Source organism: uncultured Actinomyces sp. (assembly GCA_900541895.1).
In the GTDB taxonomy this organism is placed as follows: domain Bacteria; phylum Actinomycetota; class Actinomycetes; order Actinomycetales; family Actinomycetaceae; genus Pauljensenia.
Genome location: UWSI01000016.1, coordinates 21,178 through 40,093, shown reverse-complemented (window position 1 = coordinate 40,093; position 18,916 = coordinate 21,178). Strand labels below are relative to the sequence as shown.

Sequence of the window (18,916 nt, the reverse complement as noted above, 5' to 3'; positions counted from 1 at the left end):
CATCCACATTCGAGGAGGAATTCGCGGGGATCGTGGCCGTTCCCGTGCTGGTCACACGCAGGCGGGGGTCACTGGGAAGCAAAGTCACTTCAACATTGACTGGCCAGGGAAGTGAATTACGCACGCGAACAGGGAAATTCGCGCTCTTGTTGATCAGGTTGACGGCGTTCGAGGATTCAACTGAGACGGAGGACCTGAATGCATCAAGTGCCTGCGTATTCGCAGTGATCGTCTGGCTTTGCTGGTCACCCGCATCCGCTTGGAGCGCGCTGGCCACGGTCGAATTCAATTGAAGACGCGCGGCATCGACATTCTCTGTGGCATCGGCCAAGGGAAGAGCGTTTGAATATGCCGCGCTCAGTCCTGCCGTTTGCGAGCGCAGTGAGTCAGAAAAATGCGCATCCTCAACGGGGTTACGGTCAATATCGGTGGCCTCGGAATCCGCCAGTTCACTGAAACTGGTCCCCTTAACCCAGCGGTTATCAAGGATCGCACGAACACGCTCAATGCGATTCTCATCCAGCGAGGACCCGCGCTGAAGTGGAACAAATAAGGTACGCGAGAAGTTTGGGCGCTCGCGGGTGATCATCGCAGTCAAAGCCGTCAGGAATTGCTGAGTATCCAGCTCATCATCAACGCTTTGCGCATCCCACGACAAAAGCTCACTCAGGTTGTCGATTGAGGCAAGAGCAGTGACCGTGTCCCCAGACTGAGCAGAGTCACCCGTGTGGGTCTGGCCGTCAGATGAGAGTTTGACCTTGGCCATTGAGGTGAAGTTCTGCTCTGAGCTTGGCGCCAGTTGCCCGGGAGGGGCAATCACAGTCGAGGCGTATTTGCTGTTGAGCGCTTGGATGCCCCAGCTTTGCGAAGCAGGCCAGGAAACATTTGAGATCAGTGTCGGTCCGAAGTTGTCGTTATCTGACGAGGCCGAACTTGAGTCCGGCGAGGGGGTAACGCTGGGTGATTGCGAACTTTCGCCTGAGGGAGTTGCGCTTGAGGAAGAAGAAGCAGAGCTCGAGGGAGAAGTAGACGCATTTGAACGCGAGGAAGGTAGGAGAGCCTTGACCTTGCTGACGGAAGTTGGAACCGAGCCGCGCGATGAGGTCAGGTAGTCCATGACCGCGTCATTGTTGAGCGTGGTTGCCAAGGAAAGGTCTGCGTCGTGGCTGGGCAGAGCAACCAATTCTTTCGTGCGCTCGAAGAAAGTTTGGAGAAAGGCCGCGCGAGTATTGCGATCTGCGGTGATCTCGGCCTCGGAACGCGCAGTGGGCGAGGAAGACGCACTGGGCGAAGCGGAGGCGGTGGCCTCGGAAGAAGAGGAAGTCGAAGGAGAAGCGGCCGAGGAGGAGACGGAGGGGAAAGCGCGAGTTGAACTTTGGTCTTCGGGGACCATCAGTTCGCGGACCAAAGTATCTGAATCGGTCGCGAAGGTAACACCGGTCATCGATGCCGCGGACAGGATCGAATAGGAGTCGGTGGGAGTTTGCGGCGTTGATTCGGTCCACGGGAGCAGGACATTTGCGCGAGTGGGTTCAAGGGAATAACCCGAATCCCACACGAGGATTGAGCGATCAGAGCCGCGAGTTTCATCGCCTTCAACAACGATGGTGATTCCACGCGGTCCCCACTCGAAATCTGATCCGAAGGGAAGGGATTCAAAAGGGATCGTGATGTGGAAGGTCTGCTCGGTGTGAGGAGCGATCGTTGCCTCGAGGGTTCCCGCGTGAACGCGCCGACCCTGCCAGCTCTGGCCTGAAAGGTATGAGGAAAGCTCCGGTGCGGTCACGGGTGAATAGGTCTGGACGTAGGCATCCAGCGATGGGTTCGTGACGGGCTTATCTGACAGGTTTCGAACGACGCCCGATACCTGCACGTTGTGCTGCGAGGTAATGACCCGTGGTTCCAGCCTATTGATTCGTACGTCAATTCCCGAGGCCTGACCCGCATCCCCCAATATCTGCGGTCGCGTTGTTGATTGGGGCGCGAGCGCAGAAGGAGAGGCGGAGTGCAGAGAAGCCGAGGCCTGCGTCCCCTGAGTTCCCTGAGCGTGCGTGGGCAGTGCGTGAGCGCTCGCGGGGGTGGTCCCCAGGAGCAGTGCGCTCAGAGGCAAAAGAGTCAGTGCGTATCGAGCTGCTGGCGGCTTGATCATGATGCATCCCGGTAGAGCAAGTCCAAAGCGATACCGACAATGCGCCTTTCATTGGGATAGGCCAGCTCATGGGTGAGGTCGCGCAAGGGAACCCACGCGGCGTCTTCGGCCTCGTGATCGGGGTCGCCCTCGACGGTGATGGAGCCTGAGATGTAGCCCATTAAGTAGTGGTGAACGACCTTGTGAATCCGTCGATCTGCACCTGAGAACCAATAGTCAATTGAGGCCAGGTGACGAATAATTCGCCCGTGGATTCCGGTTTCTTCGGCGACTTCGCGCAGAGCGGCTTCCTCGGGAGACTCGCGGCCTTCAAGATGTCCCTTTGGGAGGCACCATTCGATCTTCCCCGACCGATTACGGCGAGCAATGATTGCCGCATAGGGCTGACCATCGCGAACATCGACAACGATGCCGCCCGCGGAGGTTTCGGAAGAAACGGGAAGGAAATGGGGTGTCGGTTGGACCGTGCGCAAAGAAGGATTGCGACGCGGAGGCCGGGGCACTCCGGGTCGTAAGGCTTCAGAAGGCACAGTCATACCTCCACTTTAGGCGGGATTGGGGCTCTTGGTCAGGTTGCACCATCGGTCAAGTGGGAATTACCGCAATTTTCGTGTGTCAGAGGGTCAATTGGTGCGACCTTCGGCGCATGTCAACCGAAGACGAGGCCGTGGTGCGGATGCATCAAAGATGCGGAAATCATGGCATGCTGGAGGGGATGAGTACACAACTTTCGCGAACGATGGGTCAATCCCGCTCTCACGCCCCCCTTCCCAGCGGTCTAGGCGAGGGCGATCTGGGTCTATTAATGGCTCAGGCACAGCAGGCTTTTTCCCACCTTCCCAAGGAAATCCTCGAGCTCGGTGAAATTTTTGCCGAAGCTGGAGAGGAAATCAGCCTGGTCGGTGGACCGGTTCGCGATGCCTTCTTGGGACTCACTCCCCACGATTTTGATTGCACAACTTCTGCGCGTCCAGAGAAAACTGAAAAGCTATTGGCGCAGTGGGGGAATGCAACCTGGGATATTGGCCGCGAGTTCGGGACCATTGGTGGTCGCCGCGGAAAGCTGGTCGTTGAAGTCACGACCTACCGCACGGATTCGTATGAGGTCGGTTCGCGCAAGCCTGAGGTCGAGTATGGCGACACCTTGGAAGGCGATCTAACGCGGCGTGATTTCACCGTCAATGCGATGGCCATGCGATTGCCTCAGATGGCTCTGGTTGATCCCCACGATGGCCTTGGCGATTTAGCTTCGGGGCGTCTACGCACCCCCGTCAGTGCGCTGCAGTCCTTTGATGACGATCCGCTGCGAATCATGCGTGCGGCGCGCTTCAGTGCCCAGCTGGGTATTGATGTTGATGAAGACGTCATGAACGCCATGGAGTCAATGGCTGGACGCCTTGAGATCGTTTCAGCTGAACGTATCCGCGCGGAACTTGAACGACTCGTTATTTCGCCGTGGCCCAGGCGCGGTTTGGAATTGATGGTCCATACCGGGGTCGCAGATATCGTCTTGCCGGAACTGTCTGCTCTGGTGTCGACCGTTGATGAGCATCATCGTCACAAGGATGTTTACCAACATACGCTGACCGTTTTGGATCAAGCGATCGATTTGGAAACGGATGCTGATGGTCCTGTTCCCGGTCCGGATTTCATTTTGCGTTTCGCGGCACTCATGCACGACGTAGGCAAGCCGGCCACGCGTCGCTTTGAATCCAATGGCACGGTGTCATTCCACCACCATGAATTAGTGGGAGCGAAGCTCACGCGTAAGCGGATGAAAGCCCTGCGTTTTGATAAGGCAACGATTGATGCCGTTTCAGAGCTGGTTGCCCTGCACCTGCGTTTCCATGGCTACGGGGAAGCGAAATGGACGGATTCGGCCGTCCGCCGTTACGTCGCCGATGCGGGAGAGCTTCTTGAGCGCCTGCATCGCCTGACGCGCGCTGATTGCACAACGCGTAATAAGCGCAAGGCCGCCTATCTGTCTGCTGCCTATGACGACCTGGAAGAGCGTATTGCCGCTCTTCGTGCCCAAGAAGAACTCGACGCTATTCGCCCCGATCTCGATGGTGATCAGATCATGGAAATTCTTGGTCTGCGTCCTTCGAAGGCCGTGAAGATGGCCCGCGATTATCTTCTGGATCTTCGAATGGAACAGGGGCCTTTGGGCGAAGAAGCGGCGCGCGAAGCACTCCTTGCGTGGTGGGCATCGGATGAAGTTCGAGAGATCGCCGCGGAGTATCAAGCGCAGCAGGAACGCTGGGAAGCAAAGGCCGCCGAAAAGAAGGCGCGCAAGCGTCGTTCTGCCAGCGAAAACTAAGCCGATCCGGAGCTTGCTTTAGGCAATATGCATGCTTTCTGCGTAGGCTAGTCACGATCACCTATGCTGAAAGGCTGGTTTTTCGTGGCACCTTCTAACGCAAACGACGACCGCGGACGTCGACCTCTTCCCTCGCGGGCCGAGGCCACTCGACGTCGGCTCGCAGAGCAGGCCCGTCGCGATGGAGAGGGAACGATTCCTAAGACTTCCGCATCCTCGACACCCTCCGCACCCAAACGGACTTCCGCAGCTGCACGGGTCTCAGGCGGGGCCTCGGCGCGCACAGGAAGCAGCAGCGAGGGTCGACGCACAAGTAGTCAAGGCGCTAGCTCCTCGTCGGCGAGTAGTGCGCGTAAGCGTCCAACTCGCCCGCAAAGCGATCGCGAGGCCTCGGCAGCAGCAAGCCGCGCGCGCGCAAAGAAGGGCCCAGCTAAGGGCGCTAAGGCAAATAAGGGGAAGAAGAAGCGGAGCCTAGGCGCACGTATCGGCCGCGGAATCCTCTTTACTTTCCTTGGGGTGATCATCGCGGGGCTGGGAACCTTCTTGGTTGCCTATGCCGCGTTGACGGTTCCCCAGGCTGATCAGGTTGCGCTCGCGCAGACCACGACTGTCTACTACGCCGACGGCACCACCGAAATGGGCCGGATGTCGCAGGTCAATAGGAAGATCATTGATTCATCGACTCTTCCGGACTATGTTGCGCATGCCGTTGTTGCCTCGGAAGACCGGACTTTCTACACGAACTCGGGTGTTGATCTTAAAGGTATCGGACGCGCGCTAATCAACAATATTAGGGGCGGGGCACGCCAGGGTGCATCGACCCTGACCCAGCAATATGTTGAGCGCTACTACGTTGGGGAAACGACCGGCTATGTGGGTAAGGCCAAGGAAGCAATTCTTGCCCTCAAGATCAACCGAGAACAGTCCAAAGACCAGATCATCGGTAACTACCTCAACACTATTTACTTCGGGCGTGGAGCCTACGGAATTGAGGCCGCATCCCAGGCTTACTTCGGTCACGAGGCAAAAGATCTCACCCTTTCCGAGGCCGCAATGATTGCCGGAATCATTCCCGCTCCTTCCGCGTGGGACCCGGCAGTTGATGAAGAGAAAGCGCGCTCGCGGTGGACTCGTGTCATCAATCTGATGGTCGAAGACGGGTGGATTTCTCAGGCCGATGCGAATGCAGCTGAATTCCCAAAGACCATTGATCCCGATACTTTGGGCGGACCGACAATGGAAGGCCCGACCGGTTATCTTATGGAGCAGATCCGTACGGAACTCGCCCAAGAGGGTGGTTTCACGGCCGATCAGCTGGCAACCGGTGGATACCGAATCATTTCCACAATTGATAAGGAAAAGCAGGATCAGGCGGTTGAGGCTGCCGAGTACATGTACACGGTGCGTGGGTGGAATGAAGACTCCATGCACGTGGCTTTGACGTCACTCGATCCGGCTACCGGTGAAATCGTTGCCGAATACGGCGGCAAGGACTACCTCAAGCGCCAGCAAAATGGTGCGACGCAGGACATCATGGCTGCCGGTTCGACCTTTAAGCCCTTCGCCTTGATTGCTCACGCTGAACAGGGTGGGTCGATCTACGACACCTATGATGGTTCGTCGCCGAAGACCTTCAGTGGATTGGCACGTCCGGTGAGCAATGACTCGGGTGTGTCCTGGGGGCGACAGAACCTGGTGAATGCAACGAAGAATTCGATTAACACGGTTTTCGTTGGACTCAACCAGGAAGTTGGATCCGCGACGACCAAGCAGGTTGCTATTGAGCTGGGCATCCCCGAAGACACCAATGGCTTGGATGACTCCCTGCTCAATGTTCTGGGCTTCGCGGCTCCTCACAATATCGATCTGGCTCACGCTTATTCGACCATCGCTTCTGGCGGCCAGCGAACCACCCCGCACATCGTCCGCGAGGTGCAAAACTCTGATGGTTCGAAGGTCTTCCAGACCACCGTGAACCCGAAGCAGGTTTTCGATACGAAGACCATGTCAACGGTCCTTCCTGCGCTGCAGTCCGTGACGGCTTCGGGTGGTACAGCCGAGGCCGCTGCAGTTCTCAAGCAGGATAGCGGCGGAAAGACGGGTACCTCGGAAGAGCAGAAGACCGCACAGTTCGTTGGTTTTACCCCGAGCTTGGTCACTGCCGTGAGCATGTACCAGCTGGATGAGAATGGTAGCCCGGTATCACTGACAAATATTGGTGGTCTGGGCCAATTCCACGGCGGTGACTGGCCGGTAACCGTGTGGGTGCGCTACATGAAGGCGGCGACCGCAAACGATACGAAGCTTCATTTCGACTGGTATAAGCGTCAAACTGCTACTCCGGTGAATCCTGCTCCGGTTGCGACGACCACCCCCACTCCGACTGAGGAAACACCAACACCGACTCCCGAGGCGACCCAGGAAACTCCCGGCGCTGAGGTTCAGCCAACCGTTACTCCTTCTGCCCAAAACAACGGCGGAAATGGCGGCAACGGTGGCGGCTCTAACGGCGGGGGCTCATCGAATGGTGGCGGACGCCCCGGTGGCGGTGGCGGTCCGGAGTAAAGCCTATTCGGGTGTACAAAAGCCGGGGCATCCCGAAAGGGATTGCCCCGGCTTTTGTATAAGCCTTGTCAGACTGTCACTTCACGGCCAGAACGCGAACCTTAAGGTTTGCGCGAACATCGGCGTGGAGGTTGACCGTCACGGTGTGGTCACCGGTGGTCTTGATCGGGTCGGTGATGATCACGCGACGACGATCGATGGTCTGGTTCAGCTGTTCCTTCACTGCGTCAGCGATCTGAGCGGCAGAAACGGAACCGAAGAGGCGTCCGTGTGCACCGACCTTGCTGTTCACGGTCACAACCGCGGCCTGCAGGGCGTCGCGCACGAGGCGTGCATCGTCGACGGAAGCGATCTCACGACGGCGGCGAGCTGCTGCCATCTGATCGATCTGTGCCTGTGCACCCTTGGTCCACTTGGTGGCGAAGCCACGGGGAACCAGGTAGTTACGGGCGTATCCAGACTTGACCTCGACGACATCGCCTGCGGAACCGAGACGTTCCACATCGTGGGTGAGGATGAGCTTGGTAGTTGCCATTTTTCAGTCCTTCCCTTCGAATCAGCGGCCGGTAGAGGTGTAGGGCAGCAGAGCCATCTCTCGCGCATTCTTGATGGCGCGAGCAATGCGACGCTGCTCCTGGACGGAGACACCGGTGACGCGGCGAGCGCGGATCTTGCCACGGTCCGAGATGAACTTACGCAGCAGAGCGGTGTCCTTGTAGTCGATCGATTCGATCTTGGCCGACTTCAGCGGGTTGGCCTTCTTCTTAATGGGCTTATTGCGAAGTTGAGGCTTCGCCATGATGTTCTCCTTGATGATCTGAGCGAGTGAACGCTCCCAAGCATGTGTTCAGCGTGTGTCAGCGTGTTGCTGACGAAGCGCTATTTAGAAGGGCGGATCTTCGGCGAAAGAGGTCGCAGCACCGGAATCGGATGTGCGCCACGGATCGTCTTGAGAGCCGCCGGCGGGTGCGCCATAGCTGGCCTGGCCCTGTGAGTAACCACCTTGGTTTCCGTAGCCCTGCTGCTGTCCGTAGCCGCCACCCTGGGAGTATCCTCCCTGGGGTGCTCCGCCTTGCGAGGCCGGGCCGCCCGTGCGGGTGACCTGTGCCTTTGCGCGGCGCAGTGAGGGGCCGACCTCGTCGACTTGAAGTTCGACGACGGTACGACGTTCGCCCTCGCGGGTTTCGAAAGAGCGCTGCACGAGGCGACCGGTGACAATGACGCGCATTCCCTTACGCAGGGATTCGCCGACATTTTCAGCCATTTCGCGCCAAACAGAGCAGCGCATGAACAGGGTTTCCCCATCCTTCCATTCGCCGCTTTGACGGTCGAAGGAACGCGGGGTAGATGCCACCGTGAAGTCGGCGACGGGTGCTCCGCTCTGCGTCCAACGCAGTTCCGGATCATTGGTCAAATTGCCAATGATCGTAATGACGGTTTCTCCAGCCATTGGATCTCCTTGGTGGGCTGTATGAGGTGATTGCTCAGGCGAGCAAAGGTCAGTGGGCGTCCGGACGCAGGAGCTTCGTGCGCAGGATGGACTCGTTCAGAGTCATCAAGCGGTTGATTTCCAGCGCAATTTCGGGGGTGGTCGTCATGTTGATGACGACGTAGATGCCCTCGGAACGCTTGAGAATGTCGTAGGCAAGACGACGCTTGCCCCAGATGTCGACCTTTTCGACGGAGCCGCCGTTAGCGGTGACCTGCTCGAGGTACTTCTCCATCTGCGGGGCGACGGTGCGCTCGTCGATCGAAGGATCGAGGATCACCATCAGTTCGTATTCACGCACGTTGATACCCACCTCCTGTGGTCTTCGCGGTCACGGTATTTCCGTGACAGGAGGGTCATGCGTTGCAATTACCGGAGTTTCACCGGCTTTTGCACACGGACACATGGGTGTCCGTGGGACTCATTTCTCACCCGGGTGGGTAGAAACAGTCCAGCGTCAAAGTCTAGCGTTTTTTCAGTTTTCTGTCACTACCTGTCACCCAGTTCAGAGCGTGATTTATTCGGCGCTTTGGACACCGGCCTCGTGGCGAGGAATCAGCGCATGTTTGGGCGAAAACCAAGTGATCCACGAATTGGTCAGCGCACGCGTGAGCATGTACAAACCGGTGACCAAACCGATGAGGACAGCAACTGCCTCAGTTTCTGTAAGAGTGGGGCGCGCAACTGAGAATAGCCAGAGTGCGGGGAGCAGGATCGCCAGGTTGAGGAATGCAGCCTTTGCCAGGGATGCCCCGCGTCCGGCTCCGATCAGGACGCCATCTAGCAGGAAGGCGTGAGATTGAGCGGGGAAGAAGACTGCGTTGACGATCACTGCGGGGATTGCCATGTTTCGCACCACGGCCTCGGAAACGAAGAAGGAAGGGATCCAGGGGGACAGGGCCGCGGTCAGGGCACCGATGATGATCCCCGCAAAAATTCCCCACCACGAGAGGGTGCGAAGAAGTGTGCGCAGCTGGGAGCGATCGCCCGAACCGATTGCGAAGCCGACCAGGGTTTGCGAGGCGATCGCAAGGGAATCGAGAAGGAAAAGGGGGATTTGCCAGGCGGACATGACTACTTGGTAGGCAGCCAGGCCATTCACGCTAATTGCCGTCGCGCTCCAGATCGAGGTGAGGAAGGCCAGACGAATTGCGATCGAACGTGCCAAGAGGGGGCCTCCGACACGGGCGGATTGGTGGATTCCCCTGATCGAGGGCCGCAAGGAGACTCCCAAGGTGCGCGCCGGTCGGGCAAGGATGATGGCCAAGCTGATCGCCATGATTGTTGAGACGATCGAGGTTCCAATACCGCTACCGACAATCCCCAGGTTGATCCCGTAAATGAGGAAGGCGTTGAGGCCGACGTTCAGTGCCGCACCCGCTCCAGCCGCGATGAGAGGAGTGGTGGTGTCCTTCATTCCGCGCAGGACACCCGTGGCCGCCATGGTGATGAGCGAGGCCGCAAGTCCGGGTAGGGATGCGTAGAGGAAGGATTGGGCGTAGGGCATGATTTCGGGTGCTGCGCCCAATGCGTGAAGCAGTGGAATTCCGCAGATTGCCAAGAGGAGAGCTAAGGAAACGCCGATGATGGCTGCGAGCCACATGGCATGTACTCCCAGTTCGCGTGCCCTGCGTTCGTTTCCGGCTCCCATTGCTTGGGCAGTTTCGGCAGTGGTTGAGTAGGCCAGGAAGATCGACATTCCGTAGACGGTGTTGACGATGATCATGGCCAGGGACATGCCGGCGATTTTCTCTGCACCCAAGTGTCCGACCATCGCGGAGTCAATGGTGAGGAAGAGCGGTTGGGCGATTGTTGCGCCCAGGGTTGGGATGGCGAGCGCCAGGATTTGTCTGGTGAGGCTTGTTTTTTTCGTCACCACGGGGGCGCTGTCACCTGTCTTTTCTGAAGGAATGCTGGGAATGGGATCGGATGCTTCGGTAAGTGTGTGCCTATCCACTGAAGTGGATTCATCTGTGGATAGAGCCTGTTCAGAGTGCTCATTTGCAGTTGGTGTCGGTTCATTGTGGATAGAAATATCTGACGCGCGTAAACCTTCAATCTCCGCTTGAGGCTTATGTTTGCGCTGGTCATCGTTATCCACTGATTCTCGCTCCACTTTTTATCCACAGTCTGTGTACACATCTGTGGAAAGATCTTACTCGGAAAATGGCGTGATTCTAGGGAAACTCGAAACTGAGGATAGCCTGAGAGAGGGCTTGGGAAATGCCTGTTATCCACACCTTTCCACAGGACATGTGGATGACACGCGGCCAAATCCACAAGATATCCACATGTCATCCACATTCGTGTTGAACTTGAGGGTGGCACGCTTCCTCACTTGGCAGTACTCTCGCGTGTACGCGCTTTGCGTCGGTAGCTCGAATCGACGCGGCATGCCAATCCCGTCCACATACGCACATTCGCCTAGGAGAGCCCTTAATGGCATCGGAAGATTTTGATCGCACCCCACCTCAGGACATCGACGCTGAGATGTCCGTTTTGGGGTCCATGATGCTCTCCAAGGAAGCTATTGCCGATGTCACCGAAGAAATTCGAGGGACGGATTACTACAAGCCCGCTCACGAAATCATCCACAACACGATCATTGATCTGATGGGGCGCGGAGAACCCGCAGATGCCGTGACGGTGGTAGGCGAACTCCAAAGGCAGGGCGACCTGTCCAGGGTGGGCGGGGCCTCGTATATCCATTCGATTATTGCTGCAGTTCCTACCGCGGCGAACGCCGGCTACTACGCGCGAATTGTTAAGGAGCGCGCGATCTTGCGTCGACTGGTGACTGCGGGAACGCGAGTTGTTCAGCTGGGTTACGCAGATGCCGGTGGTGACGTCGATGAGATCGTTGACCAGGCGCAGGCTGAGATCTTCGCAGTTGCCGAACGTCAGTCGCAAACTGACTACGTGTCGATGGCAGAGATGTCAGAGAACATTCTGGGCGAACTGGAGCAGATTGAACTCAATCAGGGCAAGCTCGCTGGCGTGCCCACGGGATTCGTTGACCTTGATCGAATAACCGGTGGCCTGCGAGGTGGGCAGATGATCATTGTCGCGGCCCGTCCCGCAATGGGTAAGTCGACTTTGGCTCTGGACTTTTGCCGTTCGGCCTCGATCAAACATGGAGTTACCTCGGTCATTTTCTCGTTGGAAATGTCGCAAAACGATATTGCGATGCGCATGCTTTCCGCTGAGTCTTCAGTGTTTATGAGCAAGATGATGAAGGGCGAAATGACCGAGCGTGACTGGCGAAAGGTCTCTGAAACAACCGGCAAGATTTCCGAGGCTCCGGTTTATGTTGATGATTCGGCGAACGTCACCATGACGGAAATTCGTTCAAAGTGTCACCGCCTCAAGCAACAGCACAATCTGGGCCTCGTTGTTGTCGACTACCTGCAGCTGATGACAACGGGTAAGCAGGTTGAATCTCGACAGCAGGAAGTTTCAGTTCTGTCGCGAAACCTCAAGCTTCTTGCGAAGGACCTCGATATTCCAGTCGTTGCTGTCGCCCAGCTGAACCGTGGTCCCGAAGCGCGAACCGACAAGAAACCGATGATGAGTGACCTGCGTGAATCCGGTTCGCTAGAACAGGACGCGGATATCATCATGCTCTTGCATCGTCCCGAATACTACAATTCTGAAGATCGTCCGGGTGAAGCCGATATTATTTTGGCCAAGCATCGTAATGGTGAAACGGGAACTATTCGTGTGCTTTTCCAGGGGCACATGGCTCGCTTCGCGAACTTTACTTCGCGCGAAGAACCTGTGTAGTTTGAAGAGTCAGGAGGGATATGTACGACTTAAATGCTTTCACACCTGCACAAGCGGCTGATCCCTCTTTACCTGCCGAACTGATCGCCCAACTTGCTGCCGCACGCCCTGATTTGCATGCCGTGCTCTTGGAAAACCCTAGTATGTACCCGCAGTTGCGCCAGTGGATTATTGATACGAATGCTCAGCGCGAACCTCAGTTCGTCTACGGTTCGGGAGTAGCCGCGGCAAATGGAGAATTTCCCTCCCAGCCTCAGGCTGACTACTTCCCAGTCCCCGGAACTGACCGTGCACCGCAGGCTCAGTTCTCGCAGCACAGTGAGGCACCGGTCGCAGGACAGTACGCCTCGGCGCAGGTTCAGGCGCCGGCCTCGGCAGTGGGGGAAGCGGTGGACTGGAGCTGGGCACAACCGCGCCAAAGTGGGCCACTTCAAGACCTCGAGGCCTTTGCGAATGGAAAGCGCGTGCGCGAACCCGGGCAGGGAAGGGGCGGGTCCGCTCTTGTGTGGGGAATTGGGGCCTTTATAGCGCTCTGCGCGGGTGTGATCGCTATTGTTTGGAGCGGCGTACTTTAAGCAGACCATCCATGCTGAGCAGAGCCAGTGCAACCCAGACAATGCCAGTTGCAATCCAGCGCGTGGGCTCCATGTGCTCGTGGAAGATGCACACGCCGATGATCAGCTGAATGCTGGGCGAGATGTACTGCAAGAACCCCAAAAGCCCAAGAGGTAGGCCCTGCGAGGCTTTGGCGAAAGTAAGCAGAGGGATGACGGTGAGGATCCCCGAACCAATCAGAAGAGCCAGGTGAAGCTGCCACGACATCGCTCCGTCTCCCGAGCGAGCAAGCGTATGGAAAGAAGTCGCTTGGTGTGCAGCAAGGTAGATGTAGTAACCCAGAAGAATTGGGATGACCACGGCGGTTTCGATCGTCATTCCATCAAGGGGGCGGACCTTGAGTGCGACCTGTTTCTTGACAAGGGAATACAGGCCAAATGATGCGGGTAAGGCCAGCGAGATCCACGGCAGGCGCCCAAGGCCGACAATAATGACCGCAACAGCGATCACACCCAAAACTAATGCGACCCCCTGAAGGCGCGAAATCTTCTCGCGCAGGACGATCATGCCTAGGGCAACGGTCAGCAGGGGGTTGATGTAATAGCCAAGTGCGGCGTCGGTCGTGTGTCCAATGAGTACCGCGTATATATAGGTCGTCCAGTTGATGACGACAAGGAATCCCGCTGCGACCAGAGGCCATGCGATCGAGGGATCGTGGAGAATTCGCCACACTCGCGGCAGTGAGCGGGTCAAGGCCAAGGTGATGAAGCACGCAAGGAAGGCCCACAGTGCGCGGTGGACGATGATCTCTAGGGAACCTGCGGGATCAAGCAGGTGGAAATAGAGCGGGAAGAAACCCCATAAGACATGGGTACCAATACCTAGTGCAAGGTACTTACCGAAGTGCTCGTGTCGTGTGGGATGTTCGCTGGCCATAAATGCAGGGTATCGGTTTGGGTGTAGTGGTGCCCGGTGGCGCGTGCGATTTTCGGGTGGGCTACCCTGATGACATGTTCATACGCCCTGCCACTTCCGAGGATCTGGATTTCATCGAGTCTGCTTTTGATCATGCTCGGGAATTCATGCGGGCGAATGGTAACCCGACGCAGTGGCCCAGCGATTACCCCAACCGCAGTGATGCGCTCAACGACATTGAAAGAGGCGCATGCTTCCTTGTTTGTGATGAACAGGGGCCTTTGGCGGTGTTTAGTTTCGCTCGCGGGCCGGAAGAGGAGTATTCCCAGATTGATGGGGCCTGGCACTTCGATGATGAGTATGGCGTGATCCATCGCCTTGCCAGCGTCCGAGGCCGCGGGGTCACTCGCGCGGTCATGGACTTTTGCGTGGGACAAGTTCCGTATTTACGCTGCGATACGCACCTTGATAATGGACCGATGCGCCGAGCCTTGGAGGCTTATGGCTTTGAGCCGTGCGGGATGATTGCGGTACGAGGCCAGTGTCCGCGAATTGCCTACGATGGGTTGTTTTCTCAAATATCGAAATAGTGTCGAGTAAATACTTGCTGAATCAGCTTTCTTCGTTAGGCTGGAGCTGACCTCAACGACGGCGAGGAGGTGTGACGATGGTGTCTTGGTCAGAGGTTCAGAAGTGGAATGCTGGAGTTTTCACGAGTCTTGCAAAGCAGGTGGGAGACTCTGCAAGAGATTGCAAGTCTGGTCTGAGTGATTTCACACGTGTTCTCGGCGGTTTCGATCTCGAGGGTGCTACCGCCAGTGCGGCTCGTGATCAGGGGCACTTTCGGATCGAGGCGGCCCGCCGTCAGGTGGAAGACCTTCGTGCTTTACAGGAGATTTTCTTGTGGGCCGAGCACGAAATTAATGACATAGTTGCGGATGTTGCGAGTATTCATGAGATTGAGCGGACAACGAATATTACGATTTCTGCGTCAGGTGCGGTAGCCCCGCGCGATCCGATGGTGTTTTATGGCCGAAATAATCCGTTTGTAGACGATGAACCGGCATTGCAGTTCGCTTCCACCCGGATCGCAAGCCTTCTTTCACGCGCTGAGGCCTTTATTAGTGAGCTGGAAGCTCGCTTTTCGCGAGTGAACAGCGGCGAGGCTGGTGCAGAACATGCATATCAGACTTCGGATAACGAAGAAGCTCAACTTCCTCCGCCTGGTTCGAAACCCAGGCAGATTGCTGCGTGGTGGGGCTCGCTCAGTGATCAGCAAAAGAAAAAACTAATTGAGAAGTATCCCGAAATTATTGGAAATCTGGATGGAGTAGACATTGCGACACGTCACGAGGTGAACAGTAATCTTGTTGACGGAATGCTGGCGGAAGCTCGAGATAGAGAGCGTCAAACCCATGACGACCTTGTGTACCGGGGAATGAATTCACATTTGTATGCAAATCGCTATTCGAAGGCACTTGACGATGTAGAAGATCTCGAAGTGCTTCAGCAGTTCCTTCATGACAATCCCGAGAAAAAGTTGTTGGTATGTGATCGCAGTGGTGAGCGGCTCAAGGTTGCTATTGGTATTGGCAATTTTGATGAAGCTCAGCATATTGGCGTATATGTCCCGGGAAAGGGGACGACGGTTAGGGGTAGTTTGCTGGATTGCGTCACGAAATCGGAAGGATTAATTACGGCTGCACAGGGACTGCGGAAATCGAGTTATGCAACAGTAGCTTGGCTGGGATATGACGCACCTTTGAGCATCCCGAATGTGGCAAACACGCATCGTGCGAATGCTGGTGCAGATAGACTTGTAAATTTCCTTGAAGGCCTTCGGGTGATACCCAGGAATAGTCAGGAAAAATTACATCTAACTCTTCTCGGTCATTCTTATGGCTCAACAACGTCGGGGATTGCAGCATCGCATGTTTCGCCAAATGTGGTTGATGATCTCGTGCTGTTTGGCTCCCCTGGTTCGGGGGTTCAACTTGGTGCTGAATACCGTGTCCCGGAAGGGCATCGATGGGTCAGTGCTGTCCCCTATCCTGGAGATATAGTTCAGGGGATAGGTACGGATATAAACTTTGGCCGAAATCCAACCGAAATGCCAGCATTTAGGCACATTAGCGGTGACGCAACAGAGGGGGAAACCTACCACACAATTCCGCGAGGTCCCTTTGGAAACCATTCGACGTATCTAGAGGATGGTACTGAGACGCAGAAGGACATGGCGAGAATTTTGGCTGGCTTGGAGCCAAGCTCATGAAGTTTTTTTGGCGTGTGGTTGTGGTGCTTGTGTGCGCTGTTGTGGGTTTTTTTGTGTTTTCGTTTTATGCGTTGTTGCATGATGATGGTTTGCCGTCGATGGATGGGCGTCTTCCTTTGGAGAAGCGTGTGTCGATTGAGGCGTTTCAGCGTGATGTGGAGCCGCATATTCTCTCTGCTCGGCAGGCACTGTTTGAAGATACCGGTGGAGTACGCCCCTATTCGGAGGGCAGTAGGATAAGTACGGCTGTGGGTGAGTCGTGGACTTTGTATAGCCAGAACACCGATGGGGCTGAAGTGTCTGTGGACGCAGTCTACGAGGTCATGCGTGATTATGTGGAACCTTATGGTTATGTTCTTGCTTTGGATAAGACTTACAAAGACGGTTCACGCAGCTTGGTATGGCGCGACTATGACAATGGCGGAACAGTCGATGTGAATATCAATGGGGATTGGACGAGTTTTGCTTATGAGAGTGGTGCTCGTCCTTCTGATGGTTCTGTGCCTGATCCGCGGGTGTTGATTCCTAATGATTCTCGGGATGTTGCCGGATATGTGAGTCCTAGTCTTCCCAGTATTTGGGATTTTGATAGGGACGCGCCTAGATTTCCAGAGACTGAGGGCAGTAAGTCGTTGGGTGATCGTCAGTCGATTGAGGTATTTCAGCGTGAGGTTGAGCCGGGGATTTTGAGTTTCAGAGACGAAGTTGTTGGTGATTCACCGTATTACGTGGCTCTTTGGCCTAGTGAGATGGATGCGGATGAGGAGGATGTTCGTTTTAAGCGGTATCGGCTTAAGAGCCAGCGTGTTCAGTGTGGTCCGCGTGATGTGGAGCGGGTTATTGAGTGGGGGAATGCTCGTTTGAATCCGCTGGGTTTTGTGTTGGTGTATGACTATGCCAGTCCGGTACCTGGGGTTGGCCACTATCTTGCGTGGAAGGATGAGAAAAATGGGGGGATTGTGACGGTTATTCTTCGCCAGGAGAATACGGAGTTTAGCTACAAGATTGGGGCTCGTCCTTCTGATGGTTCTGTTCCTGACCCAACGGTGTTGATTCCCAACGACCACCGCGACCTACCAGACCCCCTCGCGTAGCCGCGGCCTCGGCTATTCCCTAATACCGACGTGGATGGTGGGAATGTAGACCGGTATGGCCAGTGACGCAAGAAGCTCCTCAAGGCTACTGCGTAAAACCCCTAGATCTGCATACTGCATACCCTGATGCGCCTCACCCGGAAGACGAGAGGGAAGATAGCGCAAAACCTCGTACTGATCACCTTCATAGTCCGTATACAATCCGGTTTCGACGAAGCCGTTGCGCTGATAGAAGGCCAGTCGCCTTTCACGCTGATGGAAATTAGAGGCATCGGTAGTCATTGGCTCGATTTCCAAAGCAATGGCAAAACCGGGGAAACGCTCCTTCAACTGGTCAAGAATTCGCGTTCCATATCCCCGTGAGCGAACCGCGGGATTCGTTGTTAAGAACAGGACAAAAAGCAAATCATCTGAGTGAATAGTGAAAGTCACTCCGCAAAAGCCCGAGGGTTCTTCCGGATCAAAATACGCCGTGAAATCAATAGAACGGCGCAGTGCAAGCGCATTCATCACCCATTCAGGAATGAGTTCGGCGGGTGGAAAGGCCTCGGTAAGGAGGCGACGAACCTGCGGATAGAAGTGGGAATGACGGCGGACGGGCAAAGTGATAAGAGGTGACTCGCTTGAACTCACCCTTCCATACTAAATTTCACCCACATTGGCTGCCTCATGACAATTGTCATGTGAAACTTCGTAAAAACGACACTGTTGTCGTTGTCCCTCACAGGTTTGACTTAAAGCATGAATACGGACACTCAAACCACAACCCCAGTGATCCTTGCGAAAGACCTGGTGAAGACCTACGGGAATGTGCACGCGCTCAAGGGCATGAACCTGCGCGTTGATTCCGGTGAAATCGTTGCTTTCCTTGGCCGAAATGGCGCAGGAAAAAGCACAACAATTGACATCATTCTTGGCCTTCAACAGGCAGATAGCGGAAGCGTTGAAGTTTTCGGCATGAGCGCCAAAGAAGCAATCCGCCGCGGATTGATCGGTGTCGTTCTTCAATCGGGTTCGCTTCCTGGGGACTATAGCGTCGCAGAAATCCTCAAACTCTTCTCGCGCGTCTACAAGCGCACCCAGTCTATTGACCCCCTTGTCGAAGAAACCCACCTTCGCCACCTTCTTGGCCGCAAAATACGCAAGCTCTCCGGTGGTGAGCAGCAACGCGTTCGCCTAGCAATGGCGCTAATTCCTGACCCAGAACTCATCATTCTCGACGAACCGACCGCCGGAATGGACGTCACCATGCGCAAGGAGTTCTGGGATCTCATGAGCACGCAGGCCTCGAAAGGTAAGACGATCCTTTTCGCCACTCACTACCTGGCCGAGGCGCAGGACTACGCTCAGCGTACGGTCATCGTCAATGCGGGCCGCGTGAGCGCCGACGCCCCCACCGAAGAAATCCGCCGAGCGCACTCGTCAACGCGCCTGGCCTTCTCTATCCCTGCTTCCTCTCTTGAGGGAGTGCGTGCAGGACTGACCGCGCGTGCGGCTGAGCTTGGGACCGTGTGGGAGCTTTCCGATATTGCCGAGGTCGATTCCCCCGATTCCGCCTCTGCTTCCTTAGGCGATGGGGACTTGGCTGCCGATCACTGGCTACGCGTGGAGTTCCACACGACCTTCTCTGACGAGGCCGCTCGGCACATCGTCGCCATTCCCCAGGCATGCGAATTCGAGGTTGTTTTCTCGAGCCTCGAGGATGTTTTCACCGAGCTCACGCAGTAGAACGCGGGACGTGAAGTTCTGCCTTTCACTTTGGCCACCTCGCACC

17 protein-coding genes are annotated in these 18,916 nt (G+C 56.0%); 8 read left to right on the top strand and 9 right to left on the bottom strand.

Annotated features, from left to right (window positions below; genetic code table 11):
* A partial coding sequence (locus QZR18_RS05450; protein ID WP_295910610.1) for a DUF6049 family protein occupies positions 1–2,149 on the bottom strand: 2,149 nt, incomplete at its 3' end.
* Positions 2,146–2,685, bottom strand: coding sequence for an NUDIX hydrolase (locus QZR18_RS05445; protein WP_019126698.1), 540 nt, complete (start codon positions 2,683–2,685; stop codon positions 2,146–2,148). The genes QZR18_RS05450 and QZR18_RS05445, both read right to left, overlap by 4 nt.
* Before the next feature lie 269 nt (positions 2,686–2,954).
* On the opposite strand from QZR18_RS05445, the gene QZR18_RS05440 reads away from it, so the two are divergent.
* Positions 2,955–4,469 carry a CCA tRNA nucleotidyltransferase gene (locus QZR18_RS05440; RefSeq protein ID WP_178704490.1) on the top strand — a complete coding sequence of 505 codons (1,515 nt, stop codon included), beginning with the start codon at positions 2,955–2,957 and terminating at the stop codon, positions 4,467–4,469.
* Positions 4,470–4,532: 63 nt separating this feature from the next.
* Positions 4,533–7,034, top strand: coding sequence for a transglycosylase domain-containing protein (locus QZR18_RS05435; protein ID WP_178704417.1), 2,502 nt, complete (start codon positions 4,533–4,535; stop codon positions 7,032–7,034).
* Between the two features lie 76 nt (positions 7,035–7,110).
* Here QZR18_RS05435 and rplI read toward each other — a convergent pair whose 3' ends face one another.
* The 5 genes from rplI to QZR18_RS05410 form a co-directional block, all read right to left on the bottom strand.
* The gene (rplI, locus tag QZR18_RS05430) at positions 7,111–7,569 is read right to left on the bottom strand and encodes a 50S ribosomal protein L9 (RefSeq protein ID WP_009748155.1); all 459 of its coding nucleotides are present in this window, start codon (positions 7,567–7,569) and stop codon (positions 7,111–7,113) included.
* A 21-nt stretch (positions 7,570–7,590) separates the two neighbouring features.
* Complete coding sequence (gene rpsR / locus QZR18_RS05425; RefSeq protein WP_009748154.1) at positions 7,591–7,833, bottom strand: 30S ribosomal protein S18; 243 nt, start codon at positions 7,831–7,833, stop codon at positions 7,591–7,593.
* A gap of 84 nt (positions 7,834–7,917) precedes the next feature.
* Positions 7,918–8,484: a single-stranded DNA-binding protein gene (locus tag QZR18_RS05420; RefSeq protein ID WP_009748153.1), complete on the bottom strand. Its 567-nt coding sequence runs from the start codon at positions 8,482–8,484 to the stop codon at positions 7,918–7,920.
* Positions 8,485–8,533: 49 nt separating this feature from the next.
* On the bottom strand, positions 8,534–8,824 hold the full coding sequence (gene rpsF / locus QZR18_RS05415) for a 30S ribosomal protein S6 (protein WP_026066645.1): 291 nt from the start codon (positions 8,822–8,824) through the stop codon (positions 8,534–8,536).
* 216 nt (positions 8,825–9,040) lie between these two features.
* Complete coding sequence (locus QZR18_RS05410) at positions 9,041–10,624, bottom strand: MATE family efflux transporter (RefSeq protein ID WP_295910598.1); 1,584 nt, start codon at positions 10,622–10,624, stop codon at positions 9,041–9,043.
* A 338-nt stretch (positions 10,625–10,962) separates the two neighbouring features.
* On the opposite strand from QZR18_RS05410, the gene dnaB reads away from it, so the two are divergent.
* Positions 10,963–12,306, top strand: a complete 1,344-nt coding sequence (gene dnaB, locus QZR18_RS05405; protein ID WP_178704420.1) for a replicative DNA helicase — start codon at positions 10,963–10,965, stop codon at positions 12,304–12,306.
* A gap of 20 nt (positions 12,307–12,326) precedes the next feature.
* Entirely contained in the window at positions 12,327–12,881 is a 555-nt protein-coding gene (locus QZR18_RS05400; protein ID WP_178704423.1) for a hypothetical protein, read from the top strand.
* Here QZR18_RS05400 and rarD read toward each other — a convergent pair.
* On the bottom strand, positions 12,856–13,797 hold the full coding sequence (gene rarD / locus QZR18_RS05395) for an EamA family transporter RarD (protein WP_178704426.1): 942 nt from the start codon (positions 13,795–13,797) through the stop codon (positions 12,856–12,858). The two genes, QZR18_RS05400 and rarD, sit on opposite strands and share 26 nt — an antisense overlap.
* Positions 13,798–13,871: 74 nt before the next feature.
* Between rarD and QZR18_RS05390 the strand changes: the two genes are divergently transcribed.
* From QZR18_RS05390 to QZR18_RS05380, 3 genes are all read left to right on the top strand, one after another.
* A complete protein-coding gene (locus tag QZR18_RS05390; protein WP_178704428.1) occupies positions 13,872–14,366 on the top strand; it encodes a GNAT family N-acetyltransferase in 495 nt (164 codons plus the stop codon).
* A 77-nt stretch (positions 14,367–14,443) separates the two neighbouring features.
* Positions 14,444–16,048, top strand: a complete 1,605-nt coding sequence (locus tag QZR18_RS05385; protein ID WP_178704431.1) for an alpha/beta hydrolase — start codon at positions 14,444–14,446, stop codon at positions 16,046–16,048.
* Entirely contained in the window at positions 16,045–17,142 is a 1,098-nt protein-coding gene (locus QZR18_RS05380; protein ID WP_178704434.1) for a DUF4853 domain-containing protein, read from the top strand. The genes QZR18_RS05385 and QZR18_RS05380 overlap by 4 nt, the downstream gene beginning before the upstream one ends.
* Before the next feature lie 12 nt (positions 17,143–17,154).
* On the opposite strand, the gene QZR18_RS05375 is transcribed toward QZR18_RS05380, so the two are convergent.
* A complete protein-coding gene (locus QZR18_RS05375) occupies positions 17,155–17,775 on the bottom strand; it encodes an N-acetyltransferase (protein ID WP_178704437.1) in 621 nt (206 codons plus the stop codon).
* 108 nt (positions 17,776–17,883) lie between these two features.
* On the opposite strand from QZR18_RS05375, the gene QZR18_RS05370 reads away from it, so the two are divergent.
* A complete protein-coding gene (locus QZR18_RS05370; RefSeq protein ID WP_178704440.1) occupies positions 17,884–18,870 on the top strand; it encodes an ABC transporter ATP-binding protein in 987 nt (328 codons plus the stop codon).
* Positions 18,871–18,916: the final 46 nt, after the last annotated feature.

Coding starts and splice junctions, on each gene's coding strand:
- QZR18_RS05440 (WP_178704490.1), top strand. CDS start 2,955: ATGGCTCAGGCACAGCAGGCTTTTTCCCACCTTCCCAAGGAAATCCTC.
- QZR18_RS05380 (WP_178704434.1), top strand. CDS start 16,045: ATGAAGTTTTTTTGGCGTGTGGTTGTGGTGCTTGTGTGCGCTGTTGTG.
- QZR18_RS05370 (WP_178704440.1), top strand. CDS start 17,884: ATGAATACGGACACTCAAACCACAACCCCAGTGATCCTTGCGAAAGAC.
- dnaB (WP_178704420.1), top strand. CDS start 10,963: ATGGCATCGGAAGATTTTGATCGCACCCCACCTCAGGACATCGACGCT.
- QZR18_RS05390 (WP_178704428.1), top strand. CDS start 13,872: ATGTTCATACGCCCTGCCACTTCCGAGGATCTGGATTTCATCGAGTCT.
- rarD (WP_178704426.1), bottom strand. CDS start 13,797: ATGGCCAGCGAACATCCCACACGACACGAGCACTTCGGTAAGTACCTT.
- QZR18_RS05445 (WP_019126698.1), bottom strand. CDS start 2,685: ATGACTGTGCCTTCTGAAGCCTTACGACCCGGAGTGCCCCGGCCTCCG.
- QZR18_RS05420 (WP_009748153.1), bottom strand. CDS start 8,484: ATGGCTGGAGAAACCGTCATTACGATCATTGGCAATTTGACCAATGAT.
- QZR18_RS05400 (WP_178704423.1), top strand. CDS start 12,327: ATGTACGACTTAAATGCTTTCACACCTGCACAAGCGGCTGATCCCTCT.
- rpsR (WP_009748154.1), bottom strand. CDS start 7,833: ATGGCGAAGCCTCAACTTCGCAATAAGCCCATTAAGAAGAAGGCCAAC.
- QZR18_RS05385 (WP_178704431.1), top strand. CDS start 14,444: ATGGTGTCTTGGTCAGAGGTTCAGAAGTGGAATGCTGGAGTTTTCACG.
- QZR18_RS05435 (WP_178704417.1), top strand. CDS start 4,533: ATGCTGAAAGGCTGGTTTTTCGTGGCACCTTCTAACGCAAACGACGAC.
- rplI (WP_009748155.1), bottom strand. CDS start 7,569: ATGGCAACTACCAAGCTCATCCTCACCCACGATGTGGAACGTCTCGGT.